At 39.8% G+C, this 18,362-nt stretch carries 16 protein-coding genes and 1 other annotated feature; of the genes, 1 reads left to right on the forward strand and 15 read right to left on the reverse strand.

Translation table 11 applies throughout. The annotated features are described in order from the left end of the window. Positions 1-81 precede the first annotated feature (81 nt). Positions 82-2,499, reverse strand: a complete 2,418-nt coding sequence (gene leuS, locus J1899_RS17315) for a leucine--tRNA ligase (protein WP_214475472.1) — start codon at positions 2,497-2,499, stop codon at positions 82-84. Between the two features lie 198 nt (positions 2,500-2,697). Next, positions 2,698-2,925 (reverse strand) — a binding site (T-box leader). Between the two features lie 583 nt (positions 2,926-3,508). Between leuS and J1899_RS17320 the strand changes: the two genes are divergently transcribed. Beyond that, entirely contained in the window at positions 3,509-3,853 is a 345-nt protein-coding gene (locus tag J1899_RS17320) for a hypothetical protein (protein ID WP_214475474.1), read from the forward strand. Between the two features lie 58 nt (positions 3,854-3,911). On the opposite strand, the gene J1899_RS17325 is transcribed toward J1899_RS17320, so the two are convergent. From J1899_RS17325 to J1899_RS17390, 14 genes are all read right to left on the reverse strand, one after another. Beyond that, a complete protein-coding gene (locus J1899_RS17325; RefSeq protein ID WP_214475477.1) occupies positions 3,912-5,093 on the reverse strand; it encodes an MDR family MFS transporter in 1,182 nt (393 codons plus the stop codon). A 1,018-nt stretch (positions 5,094-6,111) separates the two neighbouring features. Further along, a complete protein-coding gene (locus J1899_RS17330) occupies positions 6,112-7,440 on the reverse strand; it encodes a 6-phospho-beta-glucosidase (protein ID WP_214475478.1) in 1,329 nt (442 codons plus the stop codon). Positions 7,441-7,452: 12 nt separating this feature from the next. Next, complete coding sequence (locus J1899_RS17335; protein WP_066442941.1) at positions 7,453-7,764, reverse strand: PTS sugar transporter subunit IIA; 312 nt, start codon at positions 7,762-7,764, stop codon at positions 7,453-7,455. Beyond that, positions 7,752-8,663: an ROK family protein gene (locus J1899_RS17340; RefSeq protein ID WP_214475480.1), complete on the reverse strand. Its 912-nt coding sequence runs from the start codon at positions 8,661-8,663 to the stop codon at positions 7,752-7,754. Before J1899_RS17340 ends, J1899_RS17335 begins: the two co-directional genes overlap by 13 nt. 14 nt (positions 8,664-8,677) lie before the next feature. Continuing rightward, entirely contained in the window at positions 8,678-8,911 is a 234-nt protein-coding gene (locus J1899_RS17345) for a hypothetical protein (RefSeq protein ID WP_214475482.1), read from the reverse strand. A 76-nt stretch (positions 8,912-8,987) separates the two neighbouring features. Then, positions 8,988-10,334: a PTS sugar transporter subunit IIC gene (locus J1899_RS17350; RefSeq protein WP_066442939.1), complete on the reverse strand. Its 1,347-nt coding sequence runs from the start codon at positions 10,332-10,334 to the stop codon at positions 8,988-8,990. A gap of 23 nt (positions 10,335-10,357) precedes the next feature. Beyond that, positions 10,358-10,666 (reverse strand): PTS sugar transporter subunit IIB, encoded by a 309-nt coding sequence (locus J1899_RS17355; protein WP_066442938.1) that lies wholly within the window; start codon positions 10,664-10,666, stop codon positions 10,358-10,360. Continuing rightward, positions 10,663-12,138, reverse strand: coding sequence for a glycoside hydrolase family 1 protein (locus J1899_RS17360; RefSeq protein WP_214475484.1), 1,476 nt, complete (start codon positions 12,136-12,138; stop codon positions 10,663-10,665). The genes J1899_RS17355 and J1899_RS17360 overlap by 4 nt, the downstream gene beginning before the upstream one ends. Before the next feature lie 123 nt (positions 12,139-12,261). After that, the gene (locus J1899_RS17365) at positions 12,262-12,990 is read right to left on the reverse strand and encodes a MurR/RpiR family transcriptional regulator (RefSeq protein WP_066442936.1); all 729 of its coding nucleotides are present in this window, start codon (positions 12,988-12,990) and stop codon (positions 12,262-12,264) included. Positions 12,991-13,269: 279 nt separating this feature from the next. Next, positions 13,270-13,695 carry a cupin domain-containing protein gene (locus J1899_RS17370; protein WP_066442935.1) on the reverse strand — a complete coding sequence of 142 codons (426 nt, stop codon included), beginning with the start codon at positions 13,693-13,695 and terminating at the stop codon, positions 13,270-13,272. Positions 13,696-13,735: 40 nt separating this feature from the next. Next, positions 13,736-14,692, reverse strand: coding sequence for a sugar-binding transcriptional regulator (locus J1899_RS17375; protein ID WP_066442934.1), 957 nt, complete (start codon positions 14,690-14,692; stop codon positions 13,736-13,738). Between the two features lie 226 nt (positions 14,693-14,918). Next, on the reverse strand, positions 14,919-16,940 hold the full coding sequence (gene tkt / locus J1899_RS17380; protein WP_214475486.1) for a transketolase: 2,022 nt from the start codon (positions 16,938-16,940) through the stop codon (positions 14,919-14,921). Between the two features lie 84 nt (positions 16,941-17,024). Next, positions 17,025-17,960: a sugar-binding transcriptional regulator gene (locus tag J1899_RS17385; protein ID WP_066442932.1), complete on the reverse strand. Its 936-nt coding sequence runs from the start codon at positions 17,958-17,960 to the stop codon at positions 17,025-17,027. 25 nt (positions 17,961-17,985) lie between these two features. Next, positions 17,986-18,342, reverse strand: coding sequence for a PTS glucitol/sorbitol transporter subunit IIA (locus J1899_RS17390; protein WP_214475488.1), 357 nt, complete (start codon positions 18,340-18,342; stop codon positions 17,986-17,988). Between the last annotated feature and the right edge of the window lie 20 nt (positions 18,343-18,362).

Below are 18,362 nucleotides of genomic sequence, written 5' to 3' on the forward strand. Positions count from 1 at the left end.
GAAATTTATCCTTGCTGCTCATTTATAATACTGATAGTGTAAAAAACATTCCCTGAAAAAGCAATCAGGGAATGTTTTTTATTAATTTGCAACGATATTAACTAATTTTCCAGGTACAGCAATCACTTTTCTAACCGTTTTTCCTTCAATTTGCTCTTTGACCTTGTCATCATCCATTGCTATTTGCTCAAGGATGTCTTTTTGTGCATCTGCTGGAACCATTAGCTTTGCTTTTACTTTTCCATTCACTTGTACAACGATTTCAACTTCATCGTCTGTCAGTTTCGCTTCATCAAATGCTGGCCAAGACTCATACGTAACCGTACCGCTATGACCTAGCTTCGCCCAAAGTTCTTCTGCAATATGTGGAGCAATTGGAGAAAGCATTTTAACAAAGCCCTCTGCATAGCCTACTGGCAGATTTTCTGCTTTGTATGCATCATTGATGAAGACCATCATTTGAGAGATCGCTGTATTAAAACGCAGCCCTTCAAAGTCCTCAGTTACCTTTTTAACAGTCTGATGGTATACCTTTTCAAGCTCTCCGCCTTCTTCATTCCCTTTAATACGGGAGGATAGCTGACCATTCTCCTCAATAAATAGGCGCCAGATACGGTCAAGGAATCTTCTTGCTCCATCAAGACCATTTGTTGACCAGGCAATTGAAGCTTCCAGCGGTCCCATAAACATTTCGTATAGACGCAGTGTATCTGCTCCATGACTTGAAATGATATCATCCGGATTAACAACATTTCCTTTTGATTTACTCATTTTTTCGTTATTATCGCCAAGAATCATTCCTTGGTTGAATAGTTTTTGGAACGGCTCTTTTGTATGCACTACTCCAATATCATATAGCACCTTGTGCCAGAATCTTGCATATAGCAAGTGAAGAACGGCATGCTCCACACCGCCGATATAAATATCAACTGGAAGCCATTTTTTAATTTTTTCAGGATCAGCAATTTTTTCGCTATTTTTCGGATCGATATAACGAAGGTAGTACCAGCTGCTGCCTGCCCATTGCGGCATTGTATTTGTTTCACGTCTGCCTTTTTTGCCTGTTGCCGGATCCTCAACATTTAACCAGTCTTCAATATTAGCAAGCGGTGATTCACCTGTTCCTGACGGCTTGATTTCTGTTGTTTTAGGCAGAATAAGCGGAAGCTCTTCTTCCGGTACAGCTGTCATTGTGCCATCTTCCCAATGGATAATTGGAATTGGCTCACCCCAGTAGCGCTGGCGGCTGAATAGCCAATCACGCAAGCGGTAAGTAATTTTCTTCGTGCCAATCTCTTTCTCTTCAAGCCATGCAATCATTTTAGTAATCGCTTCTTCTTTGTTAAGACCATTTAGGAAATCAGAGTTCACATGCTCGCCATCGCCAGTATATGCTTCCTTGCTGACATCTCCGCCTGCCACAACTTCTACAATCGGCAATTCAAACGCTTGTGCGAATTCATAATCACGCTCATCATGTGCAGGTACTGCCATGATCGCACCAGTTCCGTAGCTGACAAGAACATAATCTGCGATCCAAATTGGCATTTTTTCGCCGCTTGCCGGGTTAATCGCATAAGCACCAGTAAAGACACCTGTTTTTTCTTTCGCTAAATCCGTACGCTCAAGATCGCTCTTCGATTTAATTTTCTCGATATATGCCTGAACTTCAGCTTTTTGAGCTTCTGTTGTAATTGAATCAACTAACGCATGTTCAGGTGCTAAAACGGCATATGTTGCACCAAATAGTGTATCAGGGCGTGTTGTAAACACAGTAAATGTATCGTCATGACCATCAATGCTGAAAGTCACCTCAGCACCTTCAGAACGGCCAATCCAATTGCGCTGCATATCTTTTAGACTTTCAGGCCAATCAAGATCATCTAAATCGTCAAGAAGACGATCAGCATACTCCGTAATTTTCAATACCCATTGGCGCATCGGTCTGCGTTCTACAGGATGCCCGCCACGCTCACTTTTTCCATCAATTACTTCTTCATTTGCTAAAACAGTTCCTAGTGCTGGACACCAGTTTACCGCCACTTCATCGATATAAGCTAAGCCTTTTTCATAGAGCTTGATAAAAATCCATTGTGTCCATTTATAATAGTCTGGATCTGTTGTATTAATTTCGCGATCCCAGTCATAAGAAAAGCCCAGTGCTTTAATTTGACGGCGGAATGTATTGATGTTTTTTTCGGTGAATTCTGCAGGATCATTTCCTGTATCAATCGCATATTGCTCTGCTGGCAATCCAAATGCGTCCCAGCCCATTGGGTGCAGGACATTGTAGCCTTGCATTCTTTTCATACGAGAAAGGATATCTGTAGCTGTGTATCCTTCTGGATGCCCAACATGCAAGCCGGCGCCTGATGGATATGGGAACATATCCAACGCATAAAATTTACGCTTGCCTTCTTCTTCGCTTGTTTTGAATGTTTTATTTTCTTCCCAAAATTGCTGCCACTTTTTTTCAATCTCCTGATGATTGAAGTTCATGTCTGTTTCCTCCTAAATCATAATAACTGCTAACTATAAAGAACAAAAAATAGTTATTTCCGCTTCAAGGTACTCGCTTTCCTCGGGGCGGGTTGTGAGCTTCCTTGGCGAGTGCCTGTGGATCTCACTCACCTTAACATCTCCGCTCCATCTAGCTGTTGAAAAACAGCAAAAATAAAAAACTCCCGTCCCTTAAAAATAAGGGACGAGAGATATATGTATTATTACTCCCGCGGTACCACCCACATTAGTGACAAAGTCACCCGCTTCATTCATCCTTAACGCGGAATACGGCAAGCATTACTGAAGGTTCATGCTTGCTGCTCAAAAGGCGAGTTCATGATGTGCCTGGCTGACTTTCACCACCCGTCAGCTCTCTATAGGTCAAGGCATGCGATCATTACTATTCCTCATCATAGCAGTTCAATATAAATATATTGACATTGTAATTTATTTCCCGCCAGGATGCAAGCGGGCTTTTCCAGAAGAAATATAGTACATAGGATATGCAGTGCTGATTAATGGTGTGACTGTGAGATGGCGTGGAATTTAGAAGCATAGCCAACAAGGGGGATTACCGAAAGCCGTAATGGTTGATTAGATGCAGATAGTCGAGTTCGCCATAAGCGGAGAAATTCCCTTTATTTAAGATATTGCTCGAAAAACAGCTAAAATAGAGGGAGAAATTCCGACTATTCCTTCAAAACACATGAAAATGACCGATTTATCTGTACATAACCGGAAAAACTCCCCTTATTTTCTCCTAAAAAAGCTCCAAATTGCTAATAAGCGGAAAACCTCCGCTTATTTTATCTACTGCAGATGATTTCCGCGATCCAGTCTGGCTAATACTTTCAGCAAAAGGTGCTCTAGTCATTGTGATCACAACCTTGAATAAAGTTTTTTGGCTGAATCGTATTCTAAGGTGATAAAAACACTGTTCCACCACCTCACAAACGTATATCATGCGGAATTTTAGGCCAAACATATAGTGAGGATGTGATTCTAAATGAATGCGATCATGCTAGTCAATGAAAATCTAAGTTTACAAGGTTTATCAAAGGCAGAAAGCAAACAATTACAAATAAATTGCCTAACAAATTATATGAAAACACAACATTTAAAAGAAAAAACATTAAATCCTTATCAGCTTAATCCTTATTACACTATTCCCCATGCGCTTTTTTATGATATTAAAGAAACAAGACAGCTTGTAGATTATTTACTAATTCATTCATATGAAGCCATGCAGTCCTTCATCAGCATGTATCCAGCACGGTGGATCCTTTTGAAAAGCTTCTTCCGTCATACGATTTATATAGAAGATGACAGCCGCCTAGCTGATCTTTCTTAACCCTATAATGTAAAAAAAGGACGTGAAATGAAAATTCATTCAGCGTCCTTTTTTAAATTTATGATGCATGTGCAAGCTGTTTATTTTCCTTCAGTTTCCGGTCATAAATAAGCGTTGTAAAAATGGATACGACCAGAAGCACAATTAATAACATAAATAACATTGAAATACCGTAGAAGTCGACTAGTAAACCTCCAAGAAGTGGTCCGATCATGCGTCCGCCAGTTGCGGTGCTGTTGACAATTCCTTGATAAAAACCTTCTCTGCCTTTAGGAGCAAGAGAATTAGCAATGGTAGGAACTGCCGGCCAAATCAGCATTTCACCAATTGTTAAAATCACCATGGCTGCCATAAATGCTGAAAATTCCTGAGCACCTGCAGCAACACCAAATGACACAATAAAGATCACAATACCAATATTAATCTGAAGCTTTAATGAACTGATCCGCTTAACCAATTGATTTACAATCGGCTGTCCCAATACAATCAGCGCACCATTTACTGTCCATAATAAACTATAGTGACTTAACGATATATTGAGCTCTTGTGTATAGGCAGAAATAGTGGATTGCCATTGTACATATCCAACCCAGCACAGTAAATAGCCAATACATAAGGTTAAAAGAGCATATAATTTTGTATGACTTTTAACTGCTCCGCTCTCAGCAATCACGGATGTCTGACTGCTGGCAGAAGCACTGATTCCTCTATAGCCGAACACAGCAATACATAAGAAAATAATATACATTAACGTATTTGCCGCAAATATTAAATCAAATGAAAAGGATGCTACAATTCCGCCCAAGGCAGATCCAATCGCAACACCTAAGTTTTGCGCTACATAAATGGCATTAAATGCTTTCCTTCCGCCTTCCTTCCAGGCAGAACCGGCCATTGCATACATGGATGGAAACACAATACCTGAACCGAAACCAACAATGGTTAAGAAGATTACATAAGGCAAAAAGTCATTCCATAAAGACAGACCCATTAACGCTGAGACGGTTATGGCGATTCCGAGGAGTACAGACTTAAAACCGCCAATCTTATCAAAGAGCGTACCGCCGATCAGATTGCCGACAACACTTGCTCCCGCATTCAGCATGAGCACTATTCCAGCGACCGATAAGGATTTTCCTAAATGATCATGAATATAGATCGTATTAAGGGGCCATAAAAAACTAGAACCTGTTACATTCACAGCCATACCAATTACCAAAAGCCATACTACACGAGGCATACGCAACCTCCCTTATATATTTTAAAAGTTCATAAAAACCGTACTTTATTTCGAATTCCAAAGTAATTCTATGTCTTTTTTATATGTATTGCAATAGGTTTTATTACTTACATTATTTTCGGAATTTTACAAGAAAAAGGAAGTAAGCATGACCGTTTTATAAACATTGACTCAAAGCATCTTGTTCGGTGGTAAATGTTTGAATAGATCAGCATTGCGAGGTTTTAATATGATAGATGAGGCACAATGAAGTAGCCGGTTGTTTTCGCGATAAGATGAGGGGATTGGTTGCTCGTAGCCGTAATTACGACACCTTTTTCCATATACTGGACTATCGTGTCTTGTTTAACTCTTAATCACGACTCTGTTTTCCATATACTGGACTAGTGTGTCGCGTTTAACCCGGAATCACGACTCTGTTTTCCATATACTGGACTAGTGTGTCTCGTTTAACTCTTAATCACGACTCTGTTTTCCATATACTGGACTAGTGTGTCGCGTTAACCCGTAATTACGACACCTTTTTCCATATACTGGACTACTGTGTCTCGTTTAACCCGTAATTACGACTCTGTTTTCCATATACTGGACTAGTGTGTCTCGTTTAACCCAGTAATCACGACTCTGTTTTCCATATACTGGACTAGTGTGTCTCGTTTACCCCGTAATCACGACTCCATTTTCCATATACTGGACTCACGTGTCTCGTTTAGCTCGGAATCACGACTCTGTTTTCCATATACTGGACTAACAAGTCACATTTAACCCAAAAACACGATATAAAATTCCCTATCTCGGATTACAGAGTCCCATTAACCCACAAATCCCACAAATCCCCCCAGTTATCGGACTAGCAGGACTAAAACAATCTACTAAAAATACTACTTCACCAAAAAATAAACTAGCACTTGAAAAACTTTCTAATTTCAATCCTCTCAGCAAGCATTTAAATAAAAAATACAAAAAAGCCTGAAGCAAGCATCTCCATACTTTGCTTCAAGCTCTTGCCAAAACAATATTATGATTTAATCTCCGAAAAAAACTGAGGCAAGTCTTCTTTATGCGCTTCGAGCATTTCATCCAGGATTTTCTTTGCTATCGTATCTGAAGGCACTAGTGGATTGATGGTCATTGCTACTAAAGCTGTATGGTAATTTCCTGTAACAGCCGCTTCTGCAGCAACTCTTTCAAACGATTTAATCTGCTGTACAAGTCCACGGACTGGCACAGGCAGATCACCAATTCCAATCGGTTTTGGCCCCTCTTTCGTAATGACACAGTTGATTTCAATTGCAGAATCATCTGGAATGCTGGCAATGGCCCCATTATTCCGTGTGTTAACTGGCTGAATATCGCGTTTATCATTATAGATTGAGTTAATGAGGCTGCAGGCCGCATCACTGTAGTATGCTCCGCCTCGCTTTTCCAGCTGAGGAGGTTTGATGGCCAGATCTGGATTTTTATAGAGCTCAAACAGCTCAGCTTCAAGCTTTTGAACAACTTCTGCTCTCGTTCCTTTTTCAATTGATGCTTCCTTTTCTTCCTGAAGCATTTCATCGGTTTTGTAGTAATAACGGTGGTAGCCGCATGGAATGACACCCATACCTTTAATAAAATCGGCATCCCATGCAAAGCCGGCAATGTTTTTCATCGTCATCTCATTCTCCGGGTTGCCGAGGGCAGCGATGACTTCATCTAGTACGCTTTTTCCATCGACATAAACATCCAGCCCAAACACCATATGATTCAAACCTGCAAAGTCTACTTGAACTCGCTCTGGCTCAACTCCAAGAGCTTTTGCTATGCCCATTCTCATTCCAATTGGGACATTACACAGCCCTACTACTCTCTTAATATTGCTATAACGAAGAACTGCTTCTGTCACCATTCCCGCAGGATTAGTAAAGTTGACAAGCCAGGCGTCTGGACAAAGTTCTTCCATATCGCGGCAAATATCTAACACGACTGGAATCGTGCGCAGCCCTTTAAATAAGCCGCCAGGACCATTGGTTTCCTGTCCGATGACATCATACTTAAGAGGAATGCGCTCGTCTTTTGCTCTAGCCTCGAGCAGCCCTACTCTAAATTGAGTTGTGACAAAGTCTGCATCCTTCAAAGCTTCACGGCGATCTAATGTAAGATGAATGTCGATGGGCAGACCGGCTTTTTCCACCATTCTTTTTGCTAAGTTTCCAACTATATTCAGTTTCTCTTTTCCCTTTTCAATATCAACAAGCCACAATTCTCTTACTGGCAGTTCATCATATCTTTTAATAAAACCTTCGATAAGCTCCGGTGTGTAGCTTGAACCTCCGCCAATTGTTACAATTTTAATTCCATTTTTCAAGATAATTCCTCCTTAGCTTCGCATTTCCTTATACATAAGAATCATTTCTGAAACTAAATCCCTGATCGTTTCTGCACTCATCATTTGGTCCTCTGCGTGCATCAGCAGCAGCGAAAATGGCAGCTTTTCTCCGGATGCCTCCTGTTGAATCAGGTCCATATGAGCGTGATGCCCTTCATTCATATATTGCTTTGATTCTGTTAATTTCTCCTCTGCTTCCTGGTAATTTCCTGCCCGTGCAGCAAAAAGCGCTTCCATAATAAGACTTTTTGCTGTTCCCACATTACTGATAATCTGAAATGCTGCAGCTTCTAACCCTTCCATACAGTCTCATCCTTTTTTTCAGTTTTATATTGTTCTAGATGGTGGTACAAAGCACCGATTAATCCAGCTTCATTTTTAAAATGACAAATATCTATGATGTCTCCATCGATATAATCATTCAGTTTATATACTCTTTGGCGGACTTCTTCTAATAACTCTGTGCGGGAACTGATCCCTCCGCCGATTAAAATCTTTTCTGGATTAAACATAAAATATAAATTGTAAAGCCCCGTTGATAAATGGTCATAGAAGGATTCAATCTCACTGATCGCATCTTCGTCACCTTGATCTGCTGCTTCAAAAATCTCTACCCCTGTTATATCCTTCATTGAAATCCCTTTTATATCTGCGTACCTTTTTCGCAGGCCATACACAGAAGCTGTTGAACTTAATGTGCTTTTATCGATTGAGCTTCCCTGCAAGCCATGTGTAATCATGTAGCCAAACTCTCCAGCTGCAAACGATGCTCCTCGATATAGTTTATTATCAAGGACCATTGCACCGCCGATTCCAGTGCCGATCGTCAAACAAAGAAAATGTTCGAGCTTTTTTGCTTTTCCCTGCCATTTCTCTGCGAGCGCCACACAATTGACATCATTTTCAACGGTGACAGGTAATCCCGTTTTTTCTTCTAAATAGTCCTTCATATTAAAACCATCAAAATCTGTTATGGCTCCGCCTTTTTCGATAAAGCCTGTGTAAGCATTCACAAATCCGGGTGCACTAATGGCTATTCCTGTTAATTCCTTATACTGTGATATTACATCCAGCATCTGATTTAAAATCAATTGTCCATTGTCTCTTTCTGTTAGGAAGCTTCCTCTATGAAGAAAATCTCCATCCATCGAAAGCATTGCATACTTCACTTCTGTACCGCCTATATCAAAAGCTGCATACAAACCTACCACTCCTTCTACAGCACCTTGATGGAATAATAAAGACCTGGTCCAAACTTTGATTCTTTGAATACTTGTTTTAAATGTCTTTCTGCGTCGTCTTTCTCTAGTTCAGTTGAAACAGAAAAAACCGCTTGGACCCTATTAGAGGATTGCAGATCGGTTTTCACATGATCATCCTGGTAATCTTGAAAAAAATCACAAATATATGAGATTTGTCCACAGTTCATCTGCGCGTGATAAGTTTCCATCGTTCTCTCCTTCCAATACATATCCTTAATGCTCCCGCCATCTGTTCATGGCGGGAGCACCAACTTTTAAAGAAAATTACATTGATACATTTTTAGAATCTGTTTCTACTGACTTCTGAGCATTTGCTGCTTTATTTGCCGCAATAACAAATGGCAGGTAAATGAGTGTAGAAATCGCTAAGCACACAAACCCTATAATTAACGCTAGCCAGTTTCCGCCTGTGCCAAAGAAGGCGATCAGCGGTCCTGGAGTGGTCCATGGAACCGAATACGCGATTGGCGGTATGAGCTCTGTCGTAATCGCTATATATCCGATGATGATATTAATCGCAGGTACAAGAATAAATGGCACAATTAAGATTGGATTTAACACAACCGGCAATCCGAAAATGATCGGTTCATTAATATTAAAGAGACCCGGCGCGATGGAAAGCTTTCCGATATCCCGATAGTCTTTCCTTCTTGAGGCAATAAAGATGGCGATAATCAATCCTAGCGTCATTCCAGATCCGCCGTAGTTGGCAAATGCATCATTAATGGCCCAAGTAACAGGATACGGTGCTCCCCATGCTGTTCCATTTGCTGCAACAAACTCTAAATTTTCAAGACCAGCTTCTGCAAACATGCCCTCACGTATAGCTGCAATCGTATTTGGTCCATGAATACCAAATACCCAAAGCAAGTTAGAAACAATTGCTAAGATGACCAAAGAAACAATATTGGTGCCTAAATCTTTTAAAGGCGTTTGAATTAATGTGTAAATTAATTCATGAATGCCATCTGGGAAAATCGCTAAGATGATAGCGTTACCAATTGAGAAAAGAATCGTAATGATTACAATCGGGAAAAGTACTAGAAATGTTCTTGAAATGGCAGGAGGCACAGATGCAGGCATTTTAATCTGCAGCCTCTTTGCTTTTGACAGCTTACTGAAAACTTCTCCTACGAGCAAACCAATCAGCATCGCCACAAATAATCCTTGAGCACCCACCCATTGGGTAGATAGCAGGCTTGCACCATCAACAATGATATATTCAGGATATACGATAAAAAATACAGATAAAGCCGTCAGTCCACACAACAAATCATCGGCCTTTAAAGCAATGGCTATATTCCTCGCTATCAGAAAGACGATGAAAATAGATAGAATACTAGTTGAACCATTTAAGACAGGTGCAAAAACCTGCTGAAAATCTGCCAGATTAGGAAATAATTTATGCAAAAATAGCATCTTAGCAATAAAGCCATCTGGTGCAAGCACCGCAAAGTTTAATAGAACAATTAATGATCCAGCAAGCGTGATCGGAAATGCCAATATAAACGCATCCCGAATGGCGACAATATGACGCTGAGAATTCAGCTTTGCTGCTACTGGCACAAGCGCCTTTTCCATTACACGTTCAAAGCGATCCATGAATCCCATGATTTACCCCCTATATTCTTTTTTTATTTTCCATCTATCAGCTCCAAAGCTCTTTCAAGTACTGCTCCTCCATTCATGGTTCCATAAGCTCTCATATCGATTACTTCTACCGGCACCCTCCCTCCTACCATTGTGTCCACCTGAGATTTCTGATACCTGACCTGAGGTCCAAGCAGGACAACATCTACTTCTGCGGCTGCTTTTTCACATTCAGATACAGGCAGAGCAACTATATCTATTTCAACACCTTTGCCGCTGGCTGCTTCATTCATTTTGTTAACCAGCAGGCTGGTGGACATTCCAGCTGCACAAACTAATAATATTTTTTTCATTGATGCTCCTCCTTTAATATCTTTGACGGAATATTCTGTAAGTTATTCCCGTTCGTCTCTATGACTTGTTTATACCAATAAAAGCTTTTCTTCTTAATCCGGCGAAGATCTTTTTCACTATGTTCATCCCGGTTCACATACACAAACCCATAGCGTTTTTTATAACCATTCAGCCAGCTTAAAATATCTGTAAAAGACCAAGTACAATAACCAAGCAGGTCCACACCATCGCTAATCGCATTTTGGCAGGCTTCTACATGTGCCTTTATATAGTCGATCCGATAGTCATCTAACACATACTCTCCTTCTAACAGCGTGTCATACTCACCGAGACCGTTTTCGGTAATTAAAATCGGCAATCCATACCGGCTTGTCAGCCTTCTAAGACCAATTCGCAATCCTTCAGGATCAATTTCCCAATCCCAGTTAGTTGCTTCAAGATGCGGATTTCTTTTTGATTTATATAACCCGGGTACTCCGCTTTCTTCTGAAGTGCCTTTTTTTCCTGTCGTATTCATCGCCCCAATGCCAATGCCGTCTAAAGGATTCATTTCCACAGTGCCTGAACGATAATAATTCACACCAATAAAATCCGGGCGTCCATAAGCAAGAAGCTCCATATCTCCATCTAAGATCGTCGGTGCTTCACCAATATCCTGCAAATAATTCAGACTGACCTTTGGATATGTTCCCCAGCAATAGATGTCCAGCCACCAGTGATTGTTCAGATCTTCCGCATTTTCATAGGCAAGAATATGATCTGGATGACATGAGTATGGATATGTTGGACCAAATGCAAAACTCGGACCTACTTTTCCGTCAGGTACATACCTTCGAAAAGATTGAATCGCTTTCGCATTAGCAAGATTTGCAATATGATTTGCTTCATACATTCTTTTATTATCCCTGACTCCTGGCGGATGAAGTCCTGTACGATATCCTAGCCCAATAAAGACATTCTGTTCATTCAGAGTCACCCAATACTTCACTCTGTCGCCGAATCTTTTGTATAGAGTTATACAGTACTCATTAAAGTCTTCAATAATTTCTCTGGATTCCCATGCGCCATATCGATCCATAAGTGCCTGTGGAACATCCCAATGATATACCGTTAAAATCGGTTCAATCCCATGCTGAATCAGTTCATTTATTAAATCATCATAAAACTGTAAACCAGCTTCATTCACTTCTCCTGTCCCGTTTGGATGTATACGGCTCCAGGAAACAGAGAATCTGTAAGCTTTTAAACCCATTTCTGCCATTAATGCTACATCTTCCTTGTAGCGATGATAATGGTCAACCGCTACGTCACCATTCGTTCCCTCATACGTTGTTCCTTCAAGCTTTGTATAGATATCCCAGACAGAAGGCCCTTTGCCATCCGCACTCCATGCTCCCTCAACTTGATATGCAGCCGAGGCAGATCCCCATAAAAAGTCTCTTGGAAAAGATTTTTTAGTTGTATGGATCATTTAATCACCTCTTTCTATATATATTATTGTATACGCTTTCATTTACAGAGTAAATACAAATTTTAAAATTTGTATTTTGTATCATACATTGTTACTTGTTCCAAGATTGAAACAGGATGTTCCTTAACTGTTAGCCTGTTTATAAATTTCCTTTGCGATCGTTTCCAGTAAATAGACAACTGGAATTTGTGTAGTAATATTCGATTTGCTCCGGTATTCTTCTGTGACATAATAGGAAATATTTAAATCTGAAATTCTCGCAATCGTGCAATCTTTATGATTGGTGATGCTCACAATTGTACTGCCTTCTTCCTTTAATTTTTTAATCAAATCAATGATTTCCATTGTTTCTCCTGAGACACTGAGGGCAATGGTTACACTATCATTAGAGTATTTTGAATGAATGGGAAAGAAAGGGTCTTTAATATAAAGAGAGAACTTCCCAAGACTCGACAAATAGCGTGACCCATATTCCGCCATAATTCCTGAGCTGCCAATACCTAAAAAAATCACACTTTCTGCTTTTGAAATAAAGGAAGCTGTCTCTTCTATATAAGACTCAAAGCTGCCTTTTAACGTCCGCTCAACAAATTCTGAGAGGGCATGCTGAGTGCTTTTTAACTCTTCAGGCTGGTTTTTCGCAATATAGAGCTTAAGTTTCACTTTAAACTCTGAAAATCCCTCGCAATCCAGCTTTCTGCAGAAGCGCAAAATAGATGAAGTTGATACATGTGTTTCATCTGCCAATTCTCTTATTCTCATATAAGTGACCTTTTCAGCATTTGTTATGACATATTTGTATAACGAGCATTCCATTTCATTGAACGATGAGATGATTTTGTTTGAAAACATTTGGTCCTCCTTCCGTAAGAAGCACTTACACTTTCTTACATAATTGCGGCTATCATTCCATGTACTAAATCAGAAGTATTTGCTTTATATTTCTATTTTTATTCAGGTATTCCTCTTTCATGGGGTCTAAGTAATTTCAGACTGCCGAGGAATATGCTAAATCATTTGTTTTAATCAAGTCATCTCTCTCACCAATAAGTGGGGCATTACCTGCATTACGTGTGAATAATTTCAAAAATAAAAAGGAGCAAAATGTATTTTGCCCCTTTTTTTACCTGCTTATTTAACTTGCTGATTCATCCAATCTCTTACTTCTTGTGTTGCTTCTATCGAGACTTTGTCATTTCCGCCTGGTGACTTGATAAAAAATATGGTTGTACCTGGCAGTGATCTTTGCGCATACTTAATTCCTGGAGGAGTGACGTAAAAATCTCCTTGTTCAAATCTGTAGGTTTCACCTGTATCCAGATCAAGATACTCTGTTACACCGCTGACTAAAAACTGATATTCATGTGCTTTTGTATGATAATGGGGCATTTCTGCAGATGCATCTGAGTAGGATGTAATGCCAATTTCTAATTTTTCATCTTCAAAGTAATTTAACTCTTGCGGAAGTGCTAACTTGCCTGTTAAATATTGTCTTGTACTATTGAGAAGAGCATTTTGAATTTCATCATTTTTAACTATAAACATTTTTTTATCCATACGTACCTCCCTCTGGGCGATTTTTTAGTTCAAATACTATTTACAATCCAGCACTGTCCTTATTCATTAAAGCACCGGCTGTCATTTCATCCGTAATTAAGATATCAATAAAACCGCCTTTAAGAGCTCCAAGCAGACTATCTACCTTATGGGTTCCTTCTACAATACAAATGACCTTTTTAATTTCTTTAAATTCTTCTAATTCCACACCAATAATTTTGGATGTAAGTGAGTCGTTGATAGACTGACCACTGATATTAAAAAAGCGGAAACCAATATCACCAACAACTTCTTTCTTTTCTAACTCCTGCAGATCCTGCTCTTCTATGTATCCTACTTTTCTTAGTGTTGAATCTTCGAAAGGATTCCCTATCCCAACAATCGCGATATCCACGTTTCGGGCAATTTCCAATACTGCTTGTATATCTTGAGTTGACATTAATCGCTGCTTTAATTCTTCGTTTTCGACGATTGCAGGTGCATATAGATAAGTACAATTGCCATGCAATTTTTTAGCAAGTTCATTCGCAAGCTGATTGGCATGTATGTTTACATTTTTAATCCCCATGCCGCCTTCTAATGGGACAACGGTAATATCATCTTTTTTCAGGAAGGGAAATTCATTGACGAAATGAGCCAGCGTCTCTCCCCAAGAGATTCCAATATTTTCGACATTTTTTAGATTTTGTGAAATATAATGTGCTGCAGCTTGTCCAATAGCACGTCTGGCCATTTCACCAGATAATCCATTATGCGGGATGACAACAGCATCAGCCAGTTCGAACTTATCTTCCAATTCTCTTTCTAATTCAACCGTGCGAACACTTTCTTCCATTATATATACTCGCACAATCCCCTCATCTTTCGCTTTTTGAAGCAATTTAGAAATAACGGGTCTGGACACACCTAATTTTTTTGCGATTTCCGCTTGTGTGAGTCCATCATGATAATACATACTGCACACTTTCACCATGTAACGTTTTTCCTGCCAGTCCATTCTTCTATTCTCTCCTTTTAATACTGCCCAACATTTCCTAATATCTTCATTTTACAACACGATTCATGGAAAAGCACTGACCATGGTATGTCGTTCGAAAACATCACGGACATTAACTGAACAATAGAGAGAGAACTTCCGCTATCTTATATTTTCTCATAAAAAACCGAAACCACATTAGAATGGCTTCGGTTATAAATGTTTTAATGATTAAATCAGTCTACATCTATACTCCTGCAGCCACGTTCTTTGATAGTTGCTGCTTCACTTTTTCCACAACATTTTCTACAGTAAAGCCGTATTCTGCTACAACCTTATCTCCTGGTGCAGATGCTCCAAACGTATCAATGGAAATGATATCACCATCAAACCCGAGATACCTTTCCCAGCCAAATGATGTGCCCATTTCAATTGCCACTCTTTTTGTTATATTTCTTGGTAAAACGGACTCCTTATAGACAGAAGACTGTTTGTCAAAACGATCCCAAGAAGGCATGCTGATAACTGAAACATCAATCCCTTCTGCAGAAAGAGCTTTTTTAGCTTCTATTGCCAAACTGACTTCTGAACCGGAAGCCAGTAAAAGGACATCTGCTTCTTCCCCTTTACTTGGTGATATAACATATGCTCCTTTTTCAACCTTATCGTGCACCCCTTCAACTGTTCCTTCTAGTACAGGAAGGTCCTGGCGTGATAGTACTAGTGCTGTTGGTGTATCACTTGATTCTAAAGCAATTCTCCAAGCTGCTGTGGATTCGTTTCCATCGGCGGGTCGGATCACGGAAAGTCCAGGCATTGAACGCAATGCTGCTAATTGTTCTACAGGTTCATGTGTAGGACCGTCCTCTCCAACAGCTATACTATCGTGTGTGAACACATAGGTAACAGGTAATTTCATTAGTGCTGCCAGACGAATAGCTGGTCTTAAGTAATCTGAAAATACAAAGAAAGTACCGGCATATGTTTTTAATCCACCGTGCAGAGCGATTCCATTCATTGCTGCACCCATAGCAAACTCACGAACACCATACCATATGTTTTTTCCGCTGGCATCTAACTTAGAGAAATCACCTTTTTGATTCATATAAGTTTTATTAGAGCCAGCTAAGTCAGCAGATCCTCCAAAGAAAAATGGAACCATCTCAGCTATTTCATTAATCGTCTTGCCTGAAGATGCCCTTGTCGCCATAGACTTTCCAGCTTCATACGTTGTTAATTTTGTCTCCAGTTCACTTGGCAGCTTCTGAGTAATTGCCTTCTCCAGCTCTGCCGCCAGTTCAGGGTAGGTTTTTGAATAGGATTCAAAAGCAGAATTCCAATCTTCCTGCTTGGCTTTACCTGCTTCGTGTACTTCTATATCAAAATGTTTATATACTTCTTCAGGAACATAAAATGTATCATATTCCCATCCATAAGATTTCTTTGTCAATTCGGCTTCTTCTAAACCAAGTGGCGCGCCATGCGAAACCGATTTTCCTGATTTATTGGGTGAGCCAAATCCAATTGTTGTTTTCACCTCTATTAGAGTGGGACGACCAAGATCTTTTTGTGCTTCTTGTATAGCTGAAGAAATTTCGGCCACATCATTTCCATCTTCAACTCGAATGACTTGCCAGCCATAGGCCTTATAACGGTTTTCAACACTTTCAGAAAAAGATTTATGTAAGTCTCCATCTAGTGAAATATCATTTGAATCGTATAAAACAATTAGTTTTCCCAGTCCTAAGTGGCCTGCTAGTGAAGACGCCTCAGAGGAGACTCCTTCCATTAAATCCCCATCTCCGCAAATAACATATGTAAAATGGTCAATGATAGAGTAATTTTCTCTATTGTATCTTGCTGCTAAATGCTTTTCTGCCATTGCCATCCCGACAGCTGTCGCAACACCTTGACCAAGTGGTCCCGTTGTTGCATCCACTCCAGGTGTGTGACCATATTCAGGGTGGCCAGGAGTTTTACTTCCCCATTGGCGGAAAGACTTTAACTCTTCTATTGATAATTCATAATGAGATAAGTGAAGCAGGCTATACAAAAGCATTGATCCGTGCCCCGCAGATAACACAAATCGATCTCTATTAAACCAATTAGGATCTGATGGATTTTGATTCATAAACTTTGTCCACAGTGTATAAGCCATTGGCGCTGCACCCATTGGCATCCCCGGATGACCTGAATTCGCTTTTTCAACTCCATCTATTGAAAGTGTACGTATCGTATCAATTGACAGCTGATCTATAAATTTTGTCATTTTCAAACTCCCCCATTAACGAAAAGAATAAGATAATAAATAATGAGGTGATATGTTACTTCATCACCTCATTTCCTAATTGCTTCAATCTAATAGTTCTTTCGCTGTATTTTCATCTGTAATAAGAACATCAATTAATTTTGCGACCAGTGAAGTTCGTATGGCTTCAACTTTTTCCTTACCGCTTGCAACACCAATAACCAAAGGTATTTTCTTTAGATTTTCCAACTCCATTGTAATGACCTTATCATTCCACGGGTTAGAAAATGCTTCACCATTACGGTCAATAAAGTTGTAGCAAATATCTCCTACTATGCCTTCATAATTAAATTCTTTTTGTTTTACTTGGTGCAGATACGATTTCACCATTGTAGAGTGTTCAGGTGTACCGCCAATCCCTACTACTGCAATATCCGATTTACTGGCAATATCAAAAATGGTTTTAATAAAAGATTGTTGTACAATGACTTCCTTTGCCTCTTTTGAATCTACCAGCACAGGTGCATGCAATAGTTTATAGTCGGCATGAAAGCTCTCCGCCACTTTTGCCACAATGCTGTTAGAGTGGATGTCTACCCGTTCATCCCCCATCCCGCCAACGAGCGGTACAATGGTGAGACCTGAAAAATGCTGACTGGGAAGGGATTTTGCTACTTCATTCAGGGTTGTTCCAGATGAAATCCCGATCGTTTGACCATCCTTTATGATTCGCAATAAGTACTTGCTTGCAGCGGCACCTAAGCGAGCTTTAACACTCTCTCCTTCTCCACTTGAAACACAAACCACTTCTCTCAGGTCATATCTTCGCTCAACCTTTGATTCAAGAGCCATATACGGATGTGCTTCATCATCATGTATAATGATTTCAACGACTCCTGATTCTTTTGCTTTTGCCAGATATTTAGAAATAAGCGATCGGCTTACTCCGATTGATTTAGCAATTTCTGATTGAGTTGCTCCTTCTTCATAATACATATTGGCCACTTTGACCAACAATCTTCTATCTTCAAGTGAGGACATAAAAATCATCCATTCTATTCATTCTTTATTTAGTGAATTTAATTTCTTCTCCTTCATTAAATACCGGAAATTCAGAAGGACTAACAAAAACGGCTCCAGGCAGAATATCTCCGTCAGGCTCTTGAAAATAGATTGAAATATGTCCTAACTCTTTGAAATTTGCATTGGCTGCAGAACCAACAGCTGTGACAGTGTATTCTTTATTGCCTACAATAAACTTTCCACCCTCTTGGATGAAATCATCTGCTACTTCTTCCTGCTCATGAATAACTGAAATTTCCCGTAACTCAGCTGGAGCTGAAGGACCAAATAAAATAACTACTTTTTCCGCTTCAAAACTAGGAACTAATGGACCAACTTCTTTAATAATCGATTTACTCATTGTATTACCCCCTGTGTTCA

This window comes from Cytobacillus gottheilii (genome assembly GCF_018582665.1).
Classification (GTDB): Bacteria; Bacillota; Bacilli; order Bacillales; family Cytobacillaceae; genus Cytobacillus; species Cytobacillus gottheilii.

Excerpts from the sequence above, each read along its gene's own strand:
- leuS (WP_214475472.1), bottom strand. The coding sequence starts at position 2,499 with ATGAACTTCAATCATCAGGAGATTGAAAAAAAGTGGCAGCAATTTTGG.
- J1899_RS17320 (WP_214475474.1), top strand. The coding sequence starts at position 3,509 with ATGAATGCGATCATGCTAGTCAATGAAAATCTAAGTTTACAAGGTTTA.
- J1899_RS17325 (WP_214475477.1), bottom strand. The coding sequence starts at position 5,093 with ATGCCTCGTGTAGTATGGCTTTTGGTAATTGGTATGGCTGTGAATGTA.
- J1899_RS17335 (WP_066442941.1), bottom strand. The coding sequence starts at position 7,764 with ATGGAAGGGTTAGAAGCTGCAGCATTTCAGATTATCAGTAATGTGGGA.
- J1899_RS17345 (WP_214475482.1), bottom strand. The coding sequence starts at position 8,911 with ATGGAAACTTATCACGCGCAGATGAACTGTGGACAAATCTCATATATT.
- J1899_RS17350 (WP_066442939.1), bottom strand. The coding sequence starts at position 10,334 with ATGGGATTCATGGATCGCTTTGAACGTGTAATGGAAAAGGCGCTTGTG.
- J1899_RS17355 (WP_066442938.1), bottom strand. The coding sequence starts at position 10,666 with ATGAAAAAAATATTATTAGTTTGTGCAGCTGGAATGTCCACCAGCCTG.
- J1899_RS17360 (WP_214475484.1), bottom strand. The coding sequence starts at position 12,138 with ATGATCCATACAACTAAAAAATCTTTTCCAAGAGACTTTTTATGGGGA.
- J1899_RS17365 (WP_066442936.1), bottom strand. The coding sequence starts at position 12,990 with ATGTTTTCAAACAAAATCATCTCATCGTTCAATGAAATGGAATGCTCG.
- J1899_RS17370 (WP_066442935.1), bottom strand. The coding sequence starts at position 13,695 with ATGGATAAAAAAATGTTTATAGTTAAAAATGATGAAATTCAAAATGCT.
- J1899_RS17375 (WP_066442934.1), bottom strand. The coding sequence starts at position 14,692 with ATGGACTGGCAGGAAAAACGTTACATGGTGAAAGTGTGCAGTATGTAT.
- tkt (WP_214475486.1), bottom strand. The coding sequence starts at position 16,940 with ATGACAAAATTTATAGATCAGCTGTCAATTGATACGATACGTACACTT.
- J1899_RS17385 (WP_066442932.1), bottom strand. The coding sequence starts at position 17,960 with ATGTCCTCACTTGAAGATAGAAGATTGTTGGTCAAAGTGGCCAATATG.
- J1899_RS17390 (WP_214475488.1), bottom strand. The coding sequence starts at position 18,342 with ATGAGTAAATCGATTATTAAAGAAGTTGGTCCATTAGTTCCTAGTTTT.